This is a genomic window from Achromobacter deleyi, assembly GCF_013116765.2.
GTDB classification, from domain to species: domain Bacteria; phylum Pseudomonadota; class Gammaproteobacteria; order Burkholderiales; family Burkholderiaceae_B; genus Achromobacter; species Achromobacter deleyi_A.
Genome location: NZ_CP074375.1, coordinates 2,250,607 through 2,264,314, shown reverse-complemented (window position 1 = coordinate 2,264,314; position 13,708 = coordinate 2,250,607). Strand labels below are relative to the sequence as shown.

Annotated in this window: 15 protein-coding genes; 2 read left to right on the top strand and 13 right to left on the bottom strand. The window is 65.7% G+C overall.

The genetic code is table 11. The annotated features are described in order from the left end of the window. Positions 1–27: 27 nt before the first annotated feature. The 3 genes from fliH to fliF are packed head-to-tail and all read right to left on the bottom strand — an operon-like array spanning position 28 to position 3,437. Positions 28–771, bottom strand: a complete 744-nt coding sequence (fliH, locus tag HLG70_RS10120; protein WP_171662679.1) for a flagellar assembly protein FliH — start codon at positions 769–771, stop codon at positions 28–30. Further along, on the bottom strand, positions 764–1,774 hold the full coding sequence (fliG, locus tag HLG70_RS10115; RefSeq protein WP_171662680.1) for a flagellar motor switch protein FliG: 1,011 nt from the start codon (positions 1,772–1,774) through the stop codon (positions 764–766). The genes fliH and fliG overlap by 8 nt, the downstream gene beginning before the upstream one ends. After that, entirely contained in the window at positions 1,764–3,437 is a 1,674-nt protein-coding gene (gene fliF, locus HLG70_RS10110; RefSeq protein ID WP_171662681.1) for a flagellar basal-body MS-ring/collar protein FliF, read from the bottom strand. Before fliF ends, fliG begins: the two co-directional genes overlap by 11 nt. A 333-nt stretch (positions 3,438–3,770) precedes the next feature. Between fliF and fliE the strand changes: the two genes are divergently transcribed. Further along, entirely contained in the window at positions 3,771–4,103 is a 333-nt protein-coding gene (gene fliE, locus HLG70_RS10105; RefSeq protein ID WP_171662682.1) for a flagellar hook-basal body complex protein FliE, read from the top strand. A gap of 48 nt (positions 4,104–4,151) precedes the next feature. Here the strand turns inward: fliE and HLG70_RS10100 are convergent, their stop codons facing one another. The 7 genes from HLG70_RS10100 to HLG70_RS10070 all read right to left on the bottom strand — a co-directional run bounded on the left by HLG70_RS10100 (position 4,152) and on the right by HLG70_RS10070 (position 9,390). Next, positions 4,152–4,952 carry a flagellar brake protein gene (locus tag HLG70_RS10100; RefSeq protein ID WP_171662815.1) on the bottom strand — a complete coding sequence of 267 codons (801 nt, stop codon included), beginning with the start codon at positions 4,950–4,952 and terminating at the stop codon, positions 4,152–4,154. 14 nt (positions 4,953–4,966) lie between these two features. Then, entirely contained in the window at positions 4,967–5,293 is a 327-nt protein-coding gene (locus HLG70_RS10095) for an EscU/YscU/HrcU family type III secretion system export apparatus switch protein (RefSeq protein WP_171662683.1), read from the bottom strand. Then, entirely contained in the window at positions 5,293–6,642 is a 1,350-nt protein-coding gene (locus tag HLG70_RS10090) for a flagellar hook-length control protein FliK (protein ID WP_171662684.1), read from the bottom strand. Before HLG70_RS10090 ends, HLG70_RS10095 begins: the two co-directional genes overlap by 1 nt. Continuing rightward, positions 6,639–6,989 (bottom strand): flagellar protein FliT, encoded by a 351-nt coding sequence (locus HLG70_RS10085; protein ID WP_171662685.1) that lies wholly within the window; start codon positions 6,987–6,989, stop codon positions 6,639–6,641. Before HLG70_RS10085 ends, HLG70_RS10090 begins: the two co-directional genes overlap by 4 nt. A 47-nt stretch (positions 6,990–7,036) precedes the next feature. Further along, on the bottom strand, positions 7,037–7,465 hold the full coding sequence (gene fliS, locus HLG70_RS10080) for a flagellar export chaperone FliS (RefSeq protein ID WP_171662686.1): 429 nt from the start codon (positions 7,463–7,465) through the stop codon (positions 7,037–7,039). Positions 7,466–7,482: 17 nt separating this feature from the next. Next, on the bottom strand, positions 7,483–8,868 hold the full coding sequence (gene fliD / locus HLG70_RS10075) for a flagellar filament capping protein FliD (RefSeq protein WP_171662687.1): 1,386 nt from the start codon (positions 8,866–8,868) through the stop codon (positions 7,483–7,485). Positions 8,869–9,012: 144 nt separating this feature from the next. After that, the gene (locus HLG70_RS10070; protein WP_171662688.1) at positions 9,013–9,390 is read right to left on the bottom strand and encodes a flagellar protein FlaG; all 378 of its coding nucleotides are present in this window, start codon (positions 9,388–9,390) and stop codon (positions 9,013–9,015) included. A gap of 142 nt (positions 9,391–9,532) precedes the next feature. On the opposite strand from HLG70_RS10070, the gene HLG70_RS10065 reads away from it, so the two are divergent. Then, positions 9,533–10,270, top strand: a complete 738-nt coding sequence (locus HLG70_RS10065) for an IclR family transcriptional regulator (protein WP_171662689.1) — start codon at positions 9,533–9,535, stop codon at positions 10,268–10,270. Positions 10,271–10,298: 28 nt separating this feature from the next. On the opposite strand, the gene HLG70_RS10060 is transcribed toward HLG70_RS10065, so the two are convergent. Genes HLG70_RS10060 through HLG70_RS10050 form a run of 3 tightly spaced genes read right to left on the bottom strand, consistent with a single transcriptional unit; the run spans position 10,299 to position 13,665 of the window. Further along, positions 10,299–11,465, bottom strand: a complete 1,167-nt coding sequence (locus HLG70_RS10060; protein ID WP_171662690.1) for an acyl-CoA dehydrogenase family protein — start codon at positions 11,463–11,465, stop codon at positions 10,299–10,301. Beyond that, positions 11,465–12,694 carry a CaiB/BaiF CoA transferase family protein gene (locus tag HLG70_RS10055; protein ID WP_171662816.1) on the bottom strand — a complete coding sequence of 410 codons (1,230 nt, stop codon included), beginning with the start codon at positions 12,692–12,694 and terminating at the stop codon, positions 11,465–11,467. The genes HLG70_RS10060 and HLG70_RS10055 overlap by 1 nt, the downstream gene beginning before the upstream one ends. Further along, positions 12,694–13,665, bottom strand: coding sequence for a Bug family tripartite tricarboxylate transporter substrate binding protein (locus HLG70_RS10050; RefSeq protein ID WP_171662691.1), 972 nt, complete (start codon positions 13,663–13,665; stop codon positions 12,694–12,696). Before HLG70_RS10050 ends, HLG70_RS10055 begins: the two co-directional genes overlap by 1 nt. Positions 13,666–13,708: the final 43 nt, after the last annotated feature.

Sequence of the window (13,708 nt, the reverse complement as noted above, 5' to 3'; positions counted from 1 at the left end):
CGGGCTGCGCGGGGACCGGATTGCCGTTCACGCCGGCTCCTCCCAGGACACGTTGCGGCCCAGCGAGGCCGCGACGCGCCGCCAGCGGGTCTGCAGGGTGGCGTCGATGTCGCCGAACGGCGTTTCCGCGCGGCAACCGCCGCGCGTGATGGATTCGTCGGCCAGGACGCGCCAATGGCCTTCTTTCAGCTCGTCGGCCAGATGCTGGCGGATCAGCTCGATATCGTCCGGGTTGGCCCACAAGCGCATCTGGCCACCCGCGGTGGGGTTGATGTGCAGCACGTCGCGCACGGCGCTGGCCACGGTGTCGGGCTGCTCGGCGAGGGTGGTGCGCACCACTTGTTGCGCTATGTCCAGGGCCAGGGTCAGGAGGCTCTGGCCCATTTTTTCTTCCAGCGCGCCGAGCGATACGGCGCAGGCTTCGACCAGGGCGTGCAGGCGCTGCGCTTCCGCGGCGGCCTGTACGCGACCCTCGGCCAGGCCTTCGGCGTAGCCGGCCGCATGTCCGGCGGCCAGGCCGGCTTCATGGCCCGCTTGCTGGCCCGCTTCGAGCCCGGCGGCGTGTCCGCGCGCCAGCCCTTCCTCGTGGCCTTCGGCAATCGCCTGGGCACGCAGCTGGGCCATCACCACGGCGGGATCCGGACCCGGATCGGGATCGGGTTCGGGCTCGACTTCGACGGGCGCCGGCTCGTCGAACGACAGCATCTGCCAGCGCCGCCAGGCGGCGCTGCGCGAGATGAGCGTCGTCGCGCCGTTGTCCGCTTCAGACATACGCATCGTCTCCGGAGTTGCCCAGGACGATCTGGCCGCTTTCGGCCAGGCGGCGGGCGATCTGGAGGATCTTCTTCTGTTCGGTCTCGACCTTGGACATGCGGATCGGACCTTGCGCTTCCAGGTCTTCGCGCAGCATTTCGGCTGCACGGCTGGACATATTGCGCAGGAACTTCGCGCGCAGCTCTTCCTGGGCGCCCTTGAGCGCGACCATGAGCGTGTCGTTGTCGATTTCCTTGAGGATGAGCTGGATGGCGCGATCCTCGACGTCGAGCAGGTTGTCGAAGACGAACATCTCGTCGATGATCTTCTGCGCCAGGTCGTTGTCGCGTTCGCGCAGGCTGGCGACGACGGTCTCTTCCTGAGTCGAATTCATCATGTTCAGGATCTCGGCCGCGGTGCGCACGCCGCCCATCTTGCTGCGCTTGGCGCCCTGGCCAGCCAGCACGGAATTGAGCACTTCGGTCAATTCGGAGAGGGCCGCGGGCTGCACGCCGCCGAAGGTGGCGATCCGCAACATCACATCGTTGCGCAGGCGGTCCGTCAGCAGCGCCAGCACGCCCGCCGCGCGGTCGCGCTCCAGGTGCACCAGGATGGTCGCGATGATCTGCGGATGTTCGTCGCCGATCAGCTCGGCCACGGTGTTCGGATCCAGCCAGTTCAGCGCATCGATGCCGCTGCCGCCGTCGCCGGCTTCCAGGATGTCTTCGATCAGGCCGGCGGCGCGATCGCTGCCCAGGGCCTTGGTCAGCACGCTGCGGATGTAGTCGTCCGAGCCCAGCGTGACGGCCATGAACTGGTCGGCTTCCTGGCGGAACTCTTCCAGCACCACGGCGACATCGTTGCGCGTGACTTGCTTCAGGCTGGCCATGGCGCCGCCGACCTGCTGGACTTCACGGGCGCTCAGGTACTTGAATACCTCGGCCGCCGCGTCCTCGCCCAGCGACATCATCAGGACGGCGCTACGCGTCATGCCGTCCATGGGTAGGGAATCATTTTTCATCTTTGCTCATCCAGGTGCGCAGAACCATTGCGACGGCGCGCGGATCCTTGTTGGCCATGTTGCGGGCGCGCTCCAGGTTGTCCTGGTAGCGGTCCACTTCCTTGGCGCGTGCCACGTCCTGGGCCTCGCGTGCCGCTTCGGCGCGCTCGGCTTCAGCCTGTTCGGGATCGACCGGCGGGTACAGGTACTCGCCCACGGTGCGGCGCAGCTTGCGATACAGCCACAGAGCCAGCACGCCACCCAACAGCCAGGCCAGGATCGTCTTGAACAGCGAGATCATTTCCGGATCGCGCCACATCGGCACCGGCGGCGGGCCATCGTTGAACTGGCTGTTCACCAGGTTCAGCGAATCGCCGCGCGTTTCGGAATAACCCATCGCCTCGCGGACCAGGTTGGTGAGCTTGTTCAGTTCTTCGGGCGGCAGGGCTTGCAGCTCGCCGTCCTTGTCGCGGATGTAGTTCACCACCACGGCGACCGACAGGCGCTTCAGGTTGCCCACCGGTTGCTTGATGTGGCTGATGGTGCGGTCCACTTCATAGTTGGTGGTCGCGTCGCGGCGTTCATTCAGGTTGCCGGTGGCGGCCTGAGTGCCGGTCTGCTGCTGTTGCTGCTGTTGCGCGTTGGCCGGCTGCGGCGGCTGGCCAGGGCGTGGCGGTTGCGGCTGCGGCGGGTTGGCGATCGGCGCCTGGGCATTGGCCGGGGCCTGGTTCGACAGCGCGCCGGGTACGCCCTGGGCGGGGTTGACGCCGCGCTGGGTCGAATCGCTGGTCTGCTGGCTGCGCACCGAAGCCTGGCCCGGTTCCTGGTTGGGACGGTAGACCTCGGACGTTTCCTCGCGGCGGGCGAAGTCGACGTCGGCGCTGGCTTGCGCATGGACGTTGCCCGGACCGACCAGCGGATTCAGGATGGTAAGGATGCGTTCGACGGTGCGCTGTTCCATTTCGCGCACGAAGCGCATCTGGTCGGCGTCCATGCCGCGGCCTTCGCCCGCAGGCGCCGACAGCAGGCGACCATTCTGGTCGACGATGGAGACGTTCTCGGCGGTCAGCTCGGGCACGCTGGAAGCAACCAGCCAGGAAATCGCGGAAACCTGGGAATCGCTGAGGCTGCGGCCGGGGTACACGTTAAGCAGCACCGACGCGGTGGGCGCCTGGCGCTCACGCACGAATAGCGACTGGCGCGGCATGGCCAGGTGGACCCGGGCGTGCTGCACGGTGTGCATGGCTTCGATCGAACGGGCCAGCTCGCCTTCCAGACCGCGCTGATAGTTGATCTGTTCGGCGAACTGGCTGGCGCCGAAACGGGCATTGTCCATCAGCTCGAAGCCCACGGAGCCGCCTCGCGGCAGGCCTTGGGAGGCCAGCTGCAACCGGGCGTCGTACACGCGATCCGCCGGAACGAGAAGGGCGGTGCCGGTCTCGTTGTAGCGGTAAGGCACGTTCATCGTGCCCAGTGCCGTCACGATGGCGCCGCCGTCGCGATCATCCAGGTTCGAGAACAGGACCTTGTAGTTGGGCTCTCTGCTCCACAGGGCCACGGCGACGATCACCGCGACCGCCGCGGCGGCAGCGCCGAGCAGAATGGGCTTGGGCAGCGCCCGAATCCTTTCCAGCACGGGGAACTTGGCCAGAAGCGACGAGCTCAGGGTAGCCTGCTGATTCATCGACGGCTCCCGCTGGCTTCGCGGAGCAGGGAAATAGGCTTCATGTCTGGGTAGGGCAGATTACACATGCAACGTGCTTCTGGTCTGGGGAGAGCGTGGATTATTGCCCCTGAGACGGCAATCCCAATCGTTGAAAACAGCCGTTTTTTGGCGTTACTTATCCCCTATGTCGATGACAACGCGCAAAGCCGCGCCACATCCCTGGGCCAGGGCTGCGGCATTCGCGGAAATGTCGGGTTTTTTGGCGGTTCTTGTCGGCTATGAGCAAGCCCGATCGGCGTTACGCTGCATGTGCATATTGGCGTAATCCCCCCACCAGCAAGGAATCAGGTAATGGCTGTATCAGGCTTGTCCGGCATCGAAAGCATGCTCCAGCAGATGCGCACGGTAGTGAGCAAGGCGGAAACCGGTAACTTTGCCGCAGGCGAAGTGACGGGTCAGCCCGACGGCTTCGCCGCGGAGTTGCAGCGTTCCATCCGCCGCGTGACATCCGCGCAGAACGCCGCCACCGCTCAGGCCAAGGCCTTCGAGATGGGCGCGCCCGATATTTCGTTGAACGACGTCATGATCGACATGCAGAAGGCCAGCATCGGCTTCCAGACGGCGGTTCAGGTGCGCAACAAGCTGGTTTCCGCGTACAAGGAAATTTCCTCGATGGCCGTCTGAGGCGCGAGGTTGGCGCGAAGCCTTCCACAAGGGAAGGCTCGCGTCTGTTCAGGTGCGTTGCGCGCCTTTCTCCAGGCGCCATACCACCTGTTGCAGCCAGTTTTCCTGGCGTGCATTCAGATTCAGGAACAGCGCTCCCAGGTGGCTGAGCGGCGGTTCGCCGGTAAGCGACAGATGCTTGGGCGCTTCGTCGTCCGGGTTCTCCGGGCGGGTCATGGGCTGTCCGGAGACCGGGTACACGTTTCGAACTTCCAGGTCGGCGCTGAACTTGCCCAGTTCGCCAAAGTCCAGTTCCACGCCTTCCATCACGCTGCCGCTTTCGGGCAGGACGCTGACCGGGAGGTCTATGCGCAACCCCACGCCGTCCACCGAGATATCGCGCACGGTGAAGCCCAGCAGCTTTTCCGTGGGAGCCGACTGCCAGGTTGCAACGCAGCGGTTGGCGCTGGGGATCATCGAGGCGCGGAACATCTTGCGGCGCTGGATGCGGGCCAGGCGGTCGGGGAACGGCGACATCAGGGCGGCGCTGCCGTCATCGAAGTGGATCACTTCCGGCCGCTGCACGCGAAAGCGGATCTGCACGCCGCCATAGGCGGTGGCATTGAAATAGAAAGTGGTGCCGCTGAGCAGGCCCAAGCTGTCGGACTGTTCGAAGTCCGCGCCGGCGTAGTCGCGCGGGCGCCAGAAAAACTGGCGCGTCTGCTTGTCGGCGCCCAGGATCAGCACGGCGATCTCGCGGTCGGCGGCATCGCGCACGAGGATGTGGCTGTCGGGGTGCGTCAGCTCAAAGAGGGCTGAGCGCATGTCTTCCGGCCGGGTCAGCAGGAATTCCGGGTCGCTGGCATCCAACACGTTGATAATCCTTAGGTAGTGAGATCGGGCCGCGCGGCGTCAGGAACTTCGCGCGATTCCAGGCGGTAGAGCCAGGCCAGCAATTCTGCCACCGCCACGTAGAGTTGGGGGGGAATATGTGCATCCAGGTCGACTTGCATGAGCAAACCGACAAGTTCACGCGATTCATGCACATATAGCCCGTTTTCCTCGGCGGCGCGGACGATGGTGTCCGCCAGCTGGCCGTAGCCTTTGGCGACCACGCGCGGGGCGCCGTCCTTGTCGTCATAGGAAATGGCGACCGCCGCGTTGCGGTTGGCGTTGGGGCCATTGTCCGCCGGGGTGGGGGTAATGCTCATCAGAAATCGGCCGGGATGACGGGGCGCGGTTCGACCACGCTTACCGATAGATTGCTCAGGGTGAGGCCCGCGGCTAGCAGGCGCGAACGCAGCGTGTCCGAGGAGTCATTGATCTCGCTCGCGCTGTGAGGGGCGATCAGCTGCAGCACGATCTGGTCTCCGGCCAGGTTCAGTCGGGCGTCGACCAGGCCCAGGCGCGGAAGATCCAGTTTCAGGCGGGTGGCCCAGGTGGGAACCGCCGACTCGCGGTCCGCGCCATAGGGGTCGCGCTCCACTTCCCATTCCATCGGCGTGCCGGGCCAGGCTTCGCCTTGCCAGGTCAGCGTCTGGTTGGCCAGCACGTCAAGCTGCTGGCGCACCAGCACGGTCAGATCCTGGTGGATGCCGCTGATGGGGGCGCCGGGCGCAGACGAGCCGGATGGGCCGGAAGAAGAGGGTGCGTCGGCACTGGCGCCGGACCGGCTGGCGCCGGCCGTCTCCGGCCGGCCGCGGGTCTGGGCGTTGCCCTGTGCGGCGGCGTCCTTGGCCAGCCTGGCTTGCGGTTCGTTCTGCAAGGTGGACGGATTGGTCCGTCCGAAGACCATGTCGGTCAGGTGCGATTCGTAGAACAGGCCGCTGGTTTGCAGCGCGACGCGCAGGGCTTGTCCAAGCGCGCGGGCCGACGGGCCGCCGGTGGCGAGCGAGGCATGGGCGGTGGCGTCGGGTCCCTTGGCGCCATGGGCGCCATTGGCCAGGCCCGCGGAATGCGGGGCGGGCTTGGCGGCGGCCGTCTCGCCAGCGCCGGCCGCGGTGGTCGGCAGGGCGGGGGGCAGGTTGGCGGCGGTGGCAGGTTGGGCCGGCGCGGGCGCGGGCGCCGGCTGGCCGGGCTGGGCGGCTTGTCCAGGCTGGCCAGCCGTGGCCTGGCCGGTCGCCGCGCCGCCGGGCTGGGCGCCGGACGCGTCCCCGCTCCAGAGCGGGGCGCGCCCCTGCACTGCGGGTGCGGTTTCCGGATACTGGGCCAGCAGGGCAAGAATGGTGCGCGCGGTCGTGCCCAGCGTGGTCGGGGCCGACGCCGTCGTGTCGCTGCTGGTGACCAGGCCGCGGGCAGCCAGCGCCAGCGCCGCGGCGGTTTTGGGGTCGACAACAGTATTCTGGCGGTCGCCTCGGGCGCCGCCAGTTTGTATGCCTTGCCGGGAATCGCGGGTGGATCCGTCCGACGGTCCGGGTTTTTCCGGGCTGCCGGGCTGGCTGACGGCGTCGGGCCGCGCGCCCGAGATCTGGTTGGCGTTCGCGGCGGACATCGTCGTGCCAAGCACGGCGTCCAGCCGCTGCACCAGGACGTTGCCAAGCGCGGCGGGACCGATGCTCATTCTTCAGGCGCCTGGTTGCCGTAGGCGGACAGCAGGGTCTGCTGGCGCTTCATGCGTCCCAGCAATTCGCCCAGCCGCGCCAGTTGCGGCAGCGCCAGGTCCCGCGTAAGCGCATCGTTTTCCAGGATGCGCACGAGCAGGTCGTATTTCATGCTGCGGCCGGCGTCGTCCAGGGGGCTGGAGCGTTCGGCATGGCGCAGGCGCTCCACCTGTTCGCAATAGAGCTGACCGTGGGCGAGCGCGGTATCCCAGTCACCGGCCTGGGCGGCCGTCAACATCTCGCCCGTGGATATGGCGATCTCCTGATACTGTTCCAGGATGGCGGAGTACTGGGTAAGGGACGTCATAGAAATCTCGGGCGTTCGATGGCTGGCAAAATTCGTCGTGTGGGCCATCAAAGCTGTGCGCCGGGTGCAGGTCGATCGATGGATGTCTGCCAGGCTTCGGCCAGATCCGCCAGCAGGCGGTCCGCGATCTCGAGCTGCTCGACGTCCGCTTTCAGGTTCGCCATCAGCAGCGTGCGGACGATGTAGTCATAGAGGCGGCCCAGATTGGCTGCAATATCGCCGCCGGCCTCCATGTTGAGGCCCATTTTCAGGCCTTCGTCGACGATCTTGATCGCCTTGGTGATGGCCGCACCCCGCTCGGCCACGCGGCCTTCCTGCAAGTGGATGCGAGCCTGCCCGATCGCCGCCCGCGCACCATGGTAGAGCAGAGTGATCAGCCTTTCCGGGGTGGCGCTCATCACTTGCGTTTCCAGGCCGATATCGGCGTAGGAGCGGGCAGAGTATGAGCCTGTGGGGCGGCGTGCGGCGTACGTCATTTAATGCATCTTCTTGGTTAAGAGGTCGACTTGTTCATGGCCGCGAACTGCTGCGTCAGGTAGCTGGCGGTGACCTGCTGCTGCGAAACGAACTTGTCCAGTTGGACGAACTGGGCGCGCATCAGTTCCATGGAGGCGTCACTGGCTGCCTTGGCGCGGGTGTACTGGTCTTTGACGCTGGTGATGGACTTGGCCAGGCCATCGGTCTTGATCTTGATCGAGCCGGTGTCGCTGAGAATGTCCTTGGTGGCTTTCTCGAACTTGGCGGCCAGGCCGTCGGTGCCGGCCAGCATGCGCGTGACGTCGGCGCTGTTCGAGGCTAGGGCCTTGTCCAGCTTGGTCTGGTCCAGCGTCAGCTGGCGGGTGGTCGGGTTCGTCGTGATGCCCAGATCGGCCAGCGAGCGCAGGGTGCCTTCGCCCGTCACGAACTGCAGCGCGCTGGTGAGCGACGACTGGATGCTGCGGGTGGTGCCGTCGCCGGTCAGCGGCTGGTTGGTGGCGGCATCGGCGTCGAACGCCGTCAGGTTCTTGATCGTCGTTTGCAGCGTGTTGTAGGCGGTCACGAAGCTCTGGATGGCCTTGCTGGCGACGGAGGGGTCGCTTTCCAGCTTCAGCGTGATCGGCTTGCCGGCTTCGGTCTTGGCGGTCAGGTTCAGCGTCACGCCGTCGATGGCGGTCGAAATATTGTTCGTGCCGCTCTTGACGGTGATGCCGTTGATGTCGATTTCCGCGTCGGTGGCGGCGGTGGCCGTCATCTTGCTGTTGGCGGGATCGGTGCTGCTGTAGCTCAGGACATCCTTGAGCGACTGGTCGCCCGTTACCGTGATGGACTTCACCGAAGCCTGCACGCCGGTGTTCTTGGCGGTCAGCATCAGGTAGCTCTTGCCGTCGCCGTCGGTGATGACGGTGGCGCGCACGCCCAGGGTGTCGTCGGCGTTGACCGCCTTGACGATGCCGTTGAGCGAAGTGTCGTCCTTCAGGTCGACGGTTTTCTTGGTGCCGTCGGCCAGTTCGATTTCAAACGAACCGGTGGCGCCGTTGGACGCCTTGCGGTCGGCCACGCTGCCCGATTGCAGGGTCTGCGAGCTGGCAATGCTGGTCACATTGATCGTGTATTGACCCGCCACGGCGCCTTCGGCGGCCACGGTCGCGGTCAGGGCGTCGCCGCCGGTCACGCTGCCTTTCACTGCGCCCATCGTTTCGGGCTTGCCCAGCAGGGCGGCAGCCTTCTGCACGGCTTCCACGGCGCTTTTCAGCTGGCCGTACGCCGTGACGCGGGTTTCAAAGCTGGTCTGGCGATTGGTGTACAGCTCCAGCTTTTTTGCCTCGGCTGCCTGCAGCTTCGTGAGGATGTCTTCCAGGGGCAAGCCCGAAGTCGAACCGAGGTTGGTAATGGTGGCCATGTGAAATTCCTTCCTAGCGATGCGATTCTGTCAAAAATATGGTGCCGGCGATTGGCCGGGTAAGGGCATAAGCCGGGCCTAATTCGCCGGTTCTCTCACCGAATGCGGTTCAAACAGGTGGTAAACGGCGTTTTAAGTGCCGGATCAGGCTGTGGTCTTGATGCCATTGCCTTGCATGTTCACGATCATTTTGGCAATTTTGAGTACGGTTTCGCTGGGGATCGTGCGAATTACGTCACCGGACTCCGCATCGACCACCGACACCACCACCTGGTGAACGTTGGGGTCGATTTCGAATTGAAGCTGTGTGGACCAGGCTTTCATCTGGTCATTGATTTCGTCCAACGCTTTTTCCAGCGGCAGCTTCTGCGCATTGGATTGATCCGATGTCGCGCTGTCTGAAGCGCCGCTGTTGGTGCTCGCGGCTGCCGGCGTGGCGGTTGCTGACGGGTCTTGTGCGACGTGTACGGCCGCGACCGGTAACGGCGCGAACGATGCGGGGGCTAACGGGGTTACGGCCATGATCACTCCAACGGCGAGGTGGGCGTCTCGGAGGAACGCGCTGTTTTCAGGGAATTCTCAGTTACCATAACGACACTGCCGCAGGGAACTTTAGCCCCCGCGCACACAGATGGTTCACGTGCTAAAGAGTTCGGATCGGGCAATGAGTGTCAAGACGGCGCTGCGAGTTATCGAAATCATCGAAACCTATGCCCGCGAGAAGCGCGCGTTGCCGCTGTCAGAACTGGCCCGCTTGCTGGATGTCCCTGTTTCCAGCTGCCTGGCGCTGATCCGCACCCTGACCGGCCTGGGTTATCTCTATGAAACCGGGCGGCGCCAGGGCTACTACCCGACCGGGCGCCTGCTGGCCATGGCGCAGCGCATCGCGCGCGCCGACCCGGTTCTGGACCGGGTCTATCCCAGCCTCACGGAATTAAGGGACGCCACGCGCGAAACCGTCGTTTTCGCCAAACTGGCGTCGGACGGCCGCGTGGTCTACCTGGATGTGCTGGATTCGCCACATACCATCCGTTATGCGCCTGTTGCGGGCGAGTTCAAGGATGTTCATGCGAATTCGCTCGGAAAGGCGCTCATGTCCCTGCTGGACGAGCCGGCCCGCGAGGCCATGCTGGCGGGCATGAACATGACCCGCTACAACGATCGCACACTGGTCACGCGGGAAGCGTTGCTGGCGGACCTGGAGCTGTCGCGCGAGCGTGGCTGGTTCATGAACAGCGGGGAGTCCATCGCCGATGTGGGGGCCATCGCCTGGCCGGTCACCCTGTCGGGCGAGCACTACGCCATTTCGGTGGGCGGCCCGATCTACCGGATCGAGCCGCAGCAGGAAGCCTATGCCCGCATCCTGCGGGCCGCATGCACAGGGCTGGAACAGCAGGCCTGAGCCAGGCCCGCTGGCGGCGCGGGCTTGCTCAGTAGGACTTCGGCAGCCCAAGCACCTTTTCAGCGATGAAGCACATGATCAGTTGCGGGCTGACCGGCGCGATGCGCGGGATGAAGCTCTCCCGCAGCAGCCGTTCCACATGGTATTCCTTGGCGTAGCCCATGCCGCCCAGCGTCATCACCGCTGTCTGGCAGGCGTTGTAGCCGGCTTCGGCCGCCAGGTATTTCGCCGAATTCGCGTAGGGGCCGCAGGGCTTGCCGGCGTCATACAGGCTGGCCGCCTTGAACACCATCAGGTCCGCGGCCTCCAGTTGCATCCAGGCCTGCGCCAGCGGATGCTGGATGCCCTGGTTCTGGCCTATGGGGCGGCCGAACACGGTGCGTTCGCCGGCATATTTGACGGCCCGGTCCAGCGCCGCGCGGCCGATGCCCACTGCTTCCGCGGCGATCAGGATGCGTTCGGGGTTCAGGCCGTGCAGGATGTACTCAAAGCCCCGGCCTTCCTCGCCGATGCGATCGGCCACCGGGATGCGCAGGCCGTCGATGAACAGCATGTTCGAATCCACGGCCTTGCGGCCCATTTTTTCGATCTCGCGCACTTCGATCTTTTCGCGGTCGAGGTCGGTATAGAAAAGCGACAGGCCCTGGGTGGGTTTTTCCACCTCGGACAGCGGGGTGGTCCGCGCCAGCAGCAGCATCTTGTTGGCCACCTGCGCCGTGGATATCCAGATCTTGCGGCCGTGGACGATGTATTCGTCGCCCTGGCGCACGGCGCGGGTGCTGAGTTTGGTCGTGTCCAGGCCGGCGTCCGGTTCGGTGACGGCAAAGCAGGCCTTCTCGCGGCCGGCGATCAGCGGCTCCAGCCAGCGGCCGCGTTGCTCGTCGCTGCCGAACACGACGACGGGATTCAATCCGAAGATATTCATGTGGACGGCGGAGGCGCCGGTAAAGCCGGCGCCCGAGGCCGCGATCGTCTGCATCATCAGCGCGGCTTCGGTCATGCCCAGGCCGGCGCCGCCGTACTCCTGCGGCATGGCGATGCCCAGCCAGCCGTCGCGGGCAAGGTCCGCGTGCAGCGGTTCCGGGAAGCCGCCCTCGCGGTCGCGCTCCAGCCAGTATTCGTCGGGGTAGCGGTCGCAGATGCGGGAGACGGCGTCGCGCAACGCCAATTGCTCGGGAGTGAATTCAAAGTCCATTAGTCGTTTCCATCTTGGGTAATGCCACGGGCGACCATGGCGTCGATCCGTTCCGGGCCGTAGCCGGCCTCGGCCAGCACTTCGCGGCTGTGCTGGCCCAGCCGCGGGGCGGGGCGGCGTATGGATGTCGGGGTGTCTTCGTACCGGCCCAGCGGGGCGGGGGTGCGGATCCGGCCTTCCGTGGGGTGGTCCAGTTCCTGGATGAAGCCGGTGGCGGCCAGGTGCTCGTCCTGGATCAGGCCGTCGATCGTGTAGAGCTGCGAGGCAGGGATGTCCGCTCGCGCCAGGTCGTGCAGCCAGTCCTGGCTGGGCCGCGTGGCGATCACCTCGGCCACGAAGGCGTAGACCTCGCTGATGTTCGCCGCTCGCGCCCCGTGCGTGCAAAAACGCGGGTCTTGCGACAGTTCGGGACGGCCGATCAGGTCGAAGAAATTGCGCCAATGCTTGTCGTTATAGATCAGCAGGCAGATGTAGCCGTCGGCCGTCGCATAGGGCCGGCGATGCGGCGCCAACAGGCGCGCATAGCCCGTCGGGCCCAGCGGGGGCTCGAAGGTGGCGCCGCCCAGGTGATCGCCCAGCACCAGATGGGCCATCCCTTCGAACATGGGAATCTCCACCTGCTGGCCGCGACCGCGGGCGCGGGCGTTCAGCACGGCCGACACCAGCGCGATGCCCACATGCAGCCCGACCGCGCGGTCGGCCAGCGTCAGCGGGGCGTAGCGCGGCACATCGCCGCTCTGCTGGGCCGACAGCGCGGCGATGCCGGTCTGGCCCTGGATCAGGTCGTCATAGGCCGGGCGTCCGGCATAGGGGCCGGCCTCGCCGAAACCATAGGCGCCCACATACACGATATGCGGATTGCGGGCCGCCACTGCTTCATAGGACAGGCCCAGCCGCGCCATCGCCTGGGGGCGTATGTTGTAGAGCAGGGCATCGCAGCTTTCCGCCAGCTTCAGGCAGGCGGCCAGTCCCTCGGGCGTCTTCAGGTCCAGCACGATGGACCGCTTGTTGCGGTTCAGGTGCAGGTAGATATGTCCCATGCCGGGATTGCGCATGGGGCCGACGGCCCGCATGTTGTCGCCGGCGGGCGATTCCACCTTGATCACGTCCGCGCCCAGATCGGCCAGGACCTGGGTGGCGTACGGCCCCATCACGACTGAGCTCAGATCCAGGATGCGCACGCCGCTCAAGGGGCCGGCGCAAGGCGTATCGGGGATGGGTTGGTCCATCATTGCTGTTCGATCCCCGCATCCCGGATCAGCTTGCCCCACAGGTCGCGCTGTTCGCTGACGAACTGGGCGAAGGCTTCGGGGGTGCTGGAAAAGGCGTCGAAACCCAGTCCGGCCAGGCGCTTTTTCGTGTCGGGCTTGGCGACCACCTGATTGATGGCGGCGTTCAGCTTGGCCACGACCTCGGGCGGCATGCCGGCCGGACCGAAATAGCCATTCCACGAATTCAGGTCGAAGTCCGGCACGCCCGACTCGGCCATGGACGGCAGGTCCGGCACGATGGCGCTGCGCTCGGCCGTGGACACGGCCAGGGCCCGCAACTGCCCCGATTGCACGAAGGGCAGGCCCGAGGCCAGATCGGTGAACATGAAATCCACCTGGCCGCCGACCACGTCGGTCAGGCTCTGGGGCGTGCCCTTATAGGGCACATGCAGGATGTCGATCTTGGCGCGATTGGCCAGCGTGGCGCCGGCGACGATGCCCGTGCTGTTGCCGCTGGCGTAGGTGATGCGGCCGGGATGCTGGCGCGCGTCGGTCACCAGGTCTCCCACGGTCTTCCAGGGGCGCTTGGGGTTCACCACCAGGATGAAGGGCAGGTTGCCGCCGCGGGCGATCGGGGTGAAATCCTTGACAGGGTCGTACGGCACATTCTTCATCAGCCAGGGGGCGGCCGAATGCGATGTATTGGTCGTGACGAACAGCGTATAGCCGTCGGGCTTGGCGCGCGCCACGTAGCTGGCCGCGATGGTCGCGTTGGCGCCGGGCTTGTTTTCCACCACGACCTGCTGGCCCAGGATGGCCGACAGCTCGGAGCCGAAGATCCGCCCGACGGCGTCCGTTCCCGAGCCGGCGGGGAAGGGCACGATCAGGGTGATCGGCTTGGAAGGGTAGTCGGCGGCATGGGCGGCGGGGGCGGCCATCATGGCTGCGCCGCTGACGAGCGCGGCGCCTAGCAGGCGAAGAGGTTGCATGGGTTTGTCTCCAGTGTTTATGGGGTGGGGCGCGGCTTCTGCG

Excerpts from the sequence above, each read along its gene's own strand:
- HLG70_RS10085 (WP_171662685.1), bottom strand. The coding sequence starts at position 6,989 with ATGACGTCCCTTACCCAGTACTCCGCCATCCTGGAACAGTATCAGGAG.
- fliE (WP_171662682.1), top strand. The coding sequence starts at position 3,771 with ATGGCTGTATCAGGCTTGTCCGGCATCGAAAGCATGCTCCAGCAGATG.
- fliH (WP_171662679.1), bottom strand. The coding sequence starts at position 771 with ATGTCTGAAGCGGACAACGGCGCGACGACGCTCATCTCGCGCAGCGCC.
- HLG70_RS10055 (WP_171662816.1), bottom strand. The coding sequence starts at position 12,694 with ATGGACCAACCCATCCCCGATACGCCTTGCGCCGGCCCCTTGAGCGGC.
- HLG70_RS10090 (WP_171662684.1), bottom strand. The coding sequence starts at position 6,642 with ATGAGCATCGGTCCCGCCGCGCTTGGCAACGTCCTGGTGCAGCGGCTG.
- fliF (WP_171662681.1), bottom strand. The coding sequence starts at position 3,437 with ATGAATCAGCAGGCTACCCTGAGCTCGTCGCTTCTGGCCAAGTTCCCC.
- fliD (WP_171662687.1), bottom strand. The coding sequence starts at position 8,868 with ATGGCCACCATTACCAACCTCGGTTCGACTTCGGGCTTGCCCCTGGAA.
- fliS (WP_171662686.1), bottom strand. The coding sequence starts at position 7,465 with ATGACGTACGCCGCACGCCGCCCCACAGGCTCATACTCTGCCCGCTCC.
- fliG (WP_171662680.1), bottom strand. The coding sequence starts at position 1,774 with ATGAAAAATGATTCCCTACCCATGGACGGCATGACGCGTAGCGCCGTC.
- HLG70_RS10060 (WP_171662690.1), bottom strand. The coding sequence starts at position 11,465 with ATGGACTTTGAATTCACTCCCGAGCAATTGGCGTTGCGCGACGCCGTC.
- HLG70_RS10065 (WP_171662689.1), top strand. The coding sequence starts at position 9,533 with ATGAGTGTCAAGACGGCGCTGCGAGTTATCGAAATCATCGAAACCTAT.
- HLG70_RS10095 (WP_171662683.1), bottom strand. The coding sequence starts at position 5,293 with ATGAGCATTACCCCCACCCCGGCGGACAATGGCCCCAACGCCAACCGC.
- HLG70_RS10050 (WP_171662691.1), bottom strand. The coding sequence starts at position 13,665 with ATGCAACCTCTTCGCCTGCTAGGCGCCGCGCTCGTCAGCGGCGCAGCC.
- HLG70_RS10070 (WP_171662688.1), bottom strand. The coding sequence starts at position 9,390 with ATGGCCGTAACCCCGTTAGCCCCCGCATCGTTCGCGCCGTTACCGGTC.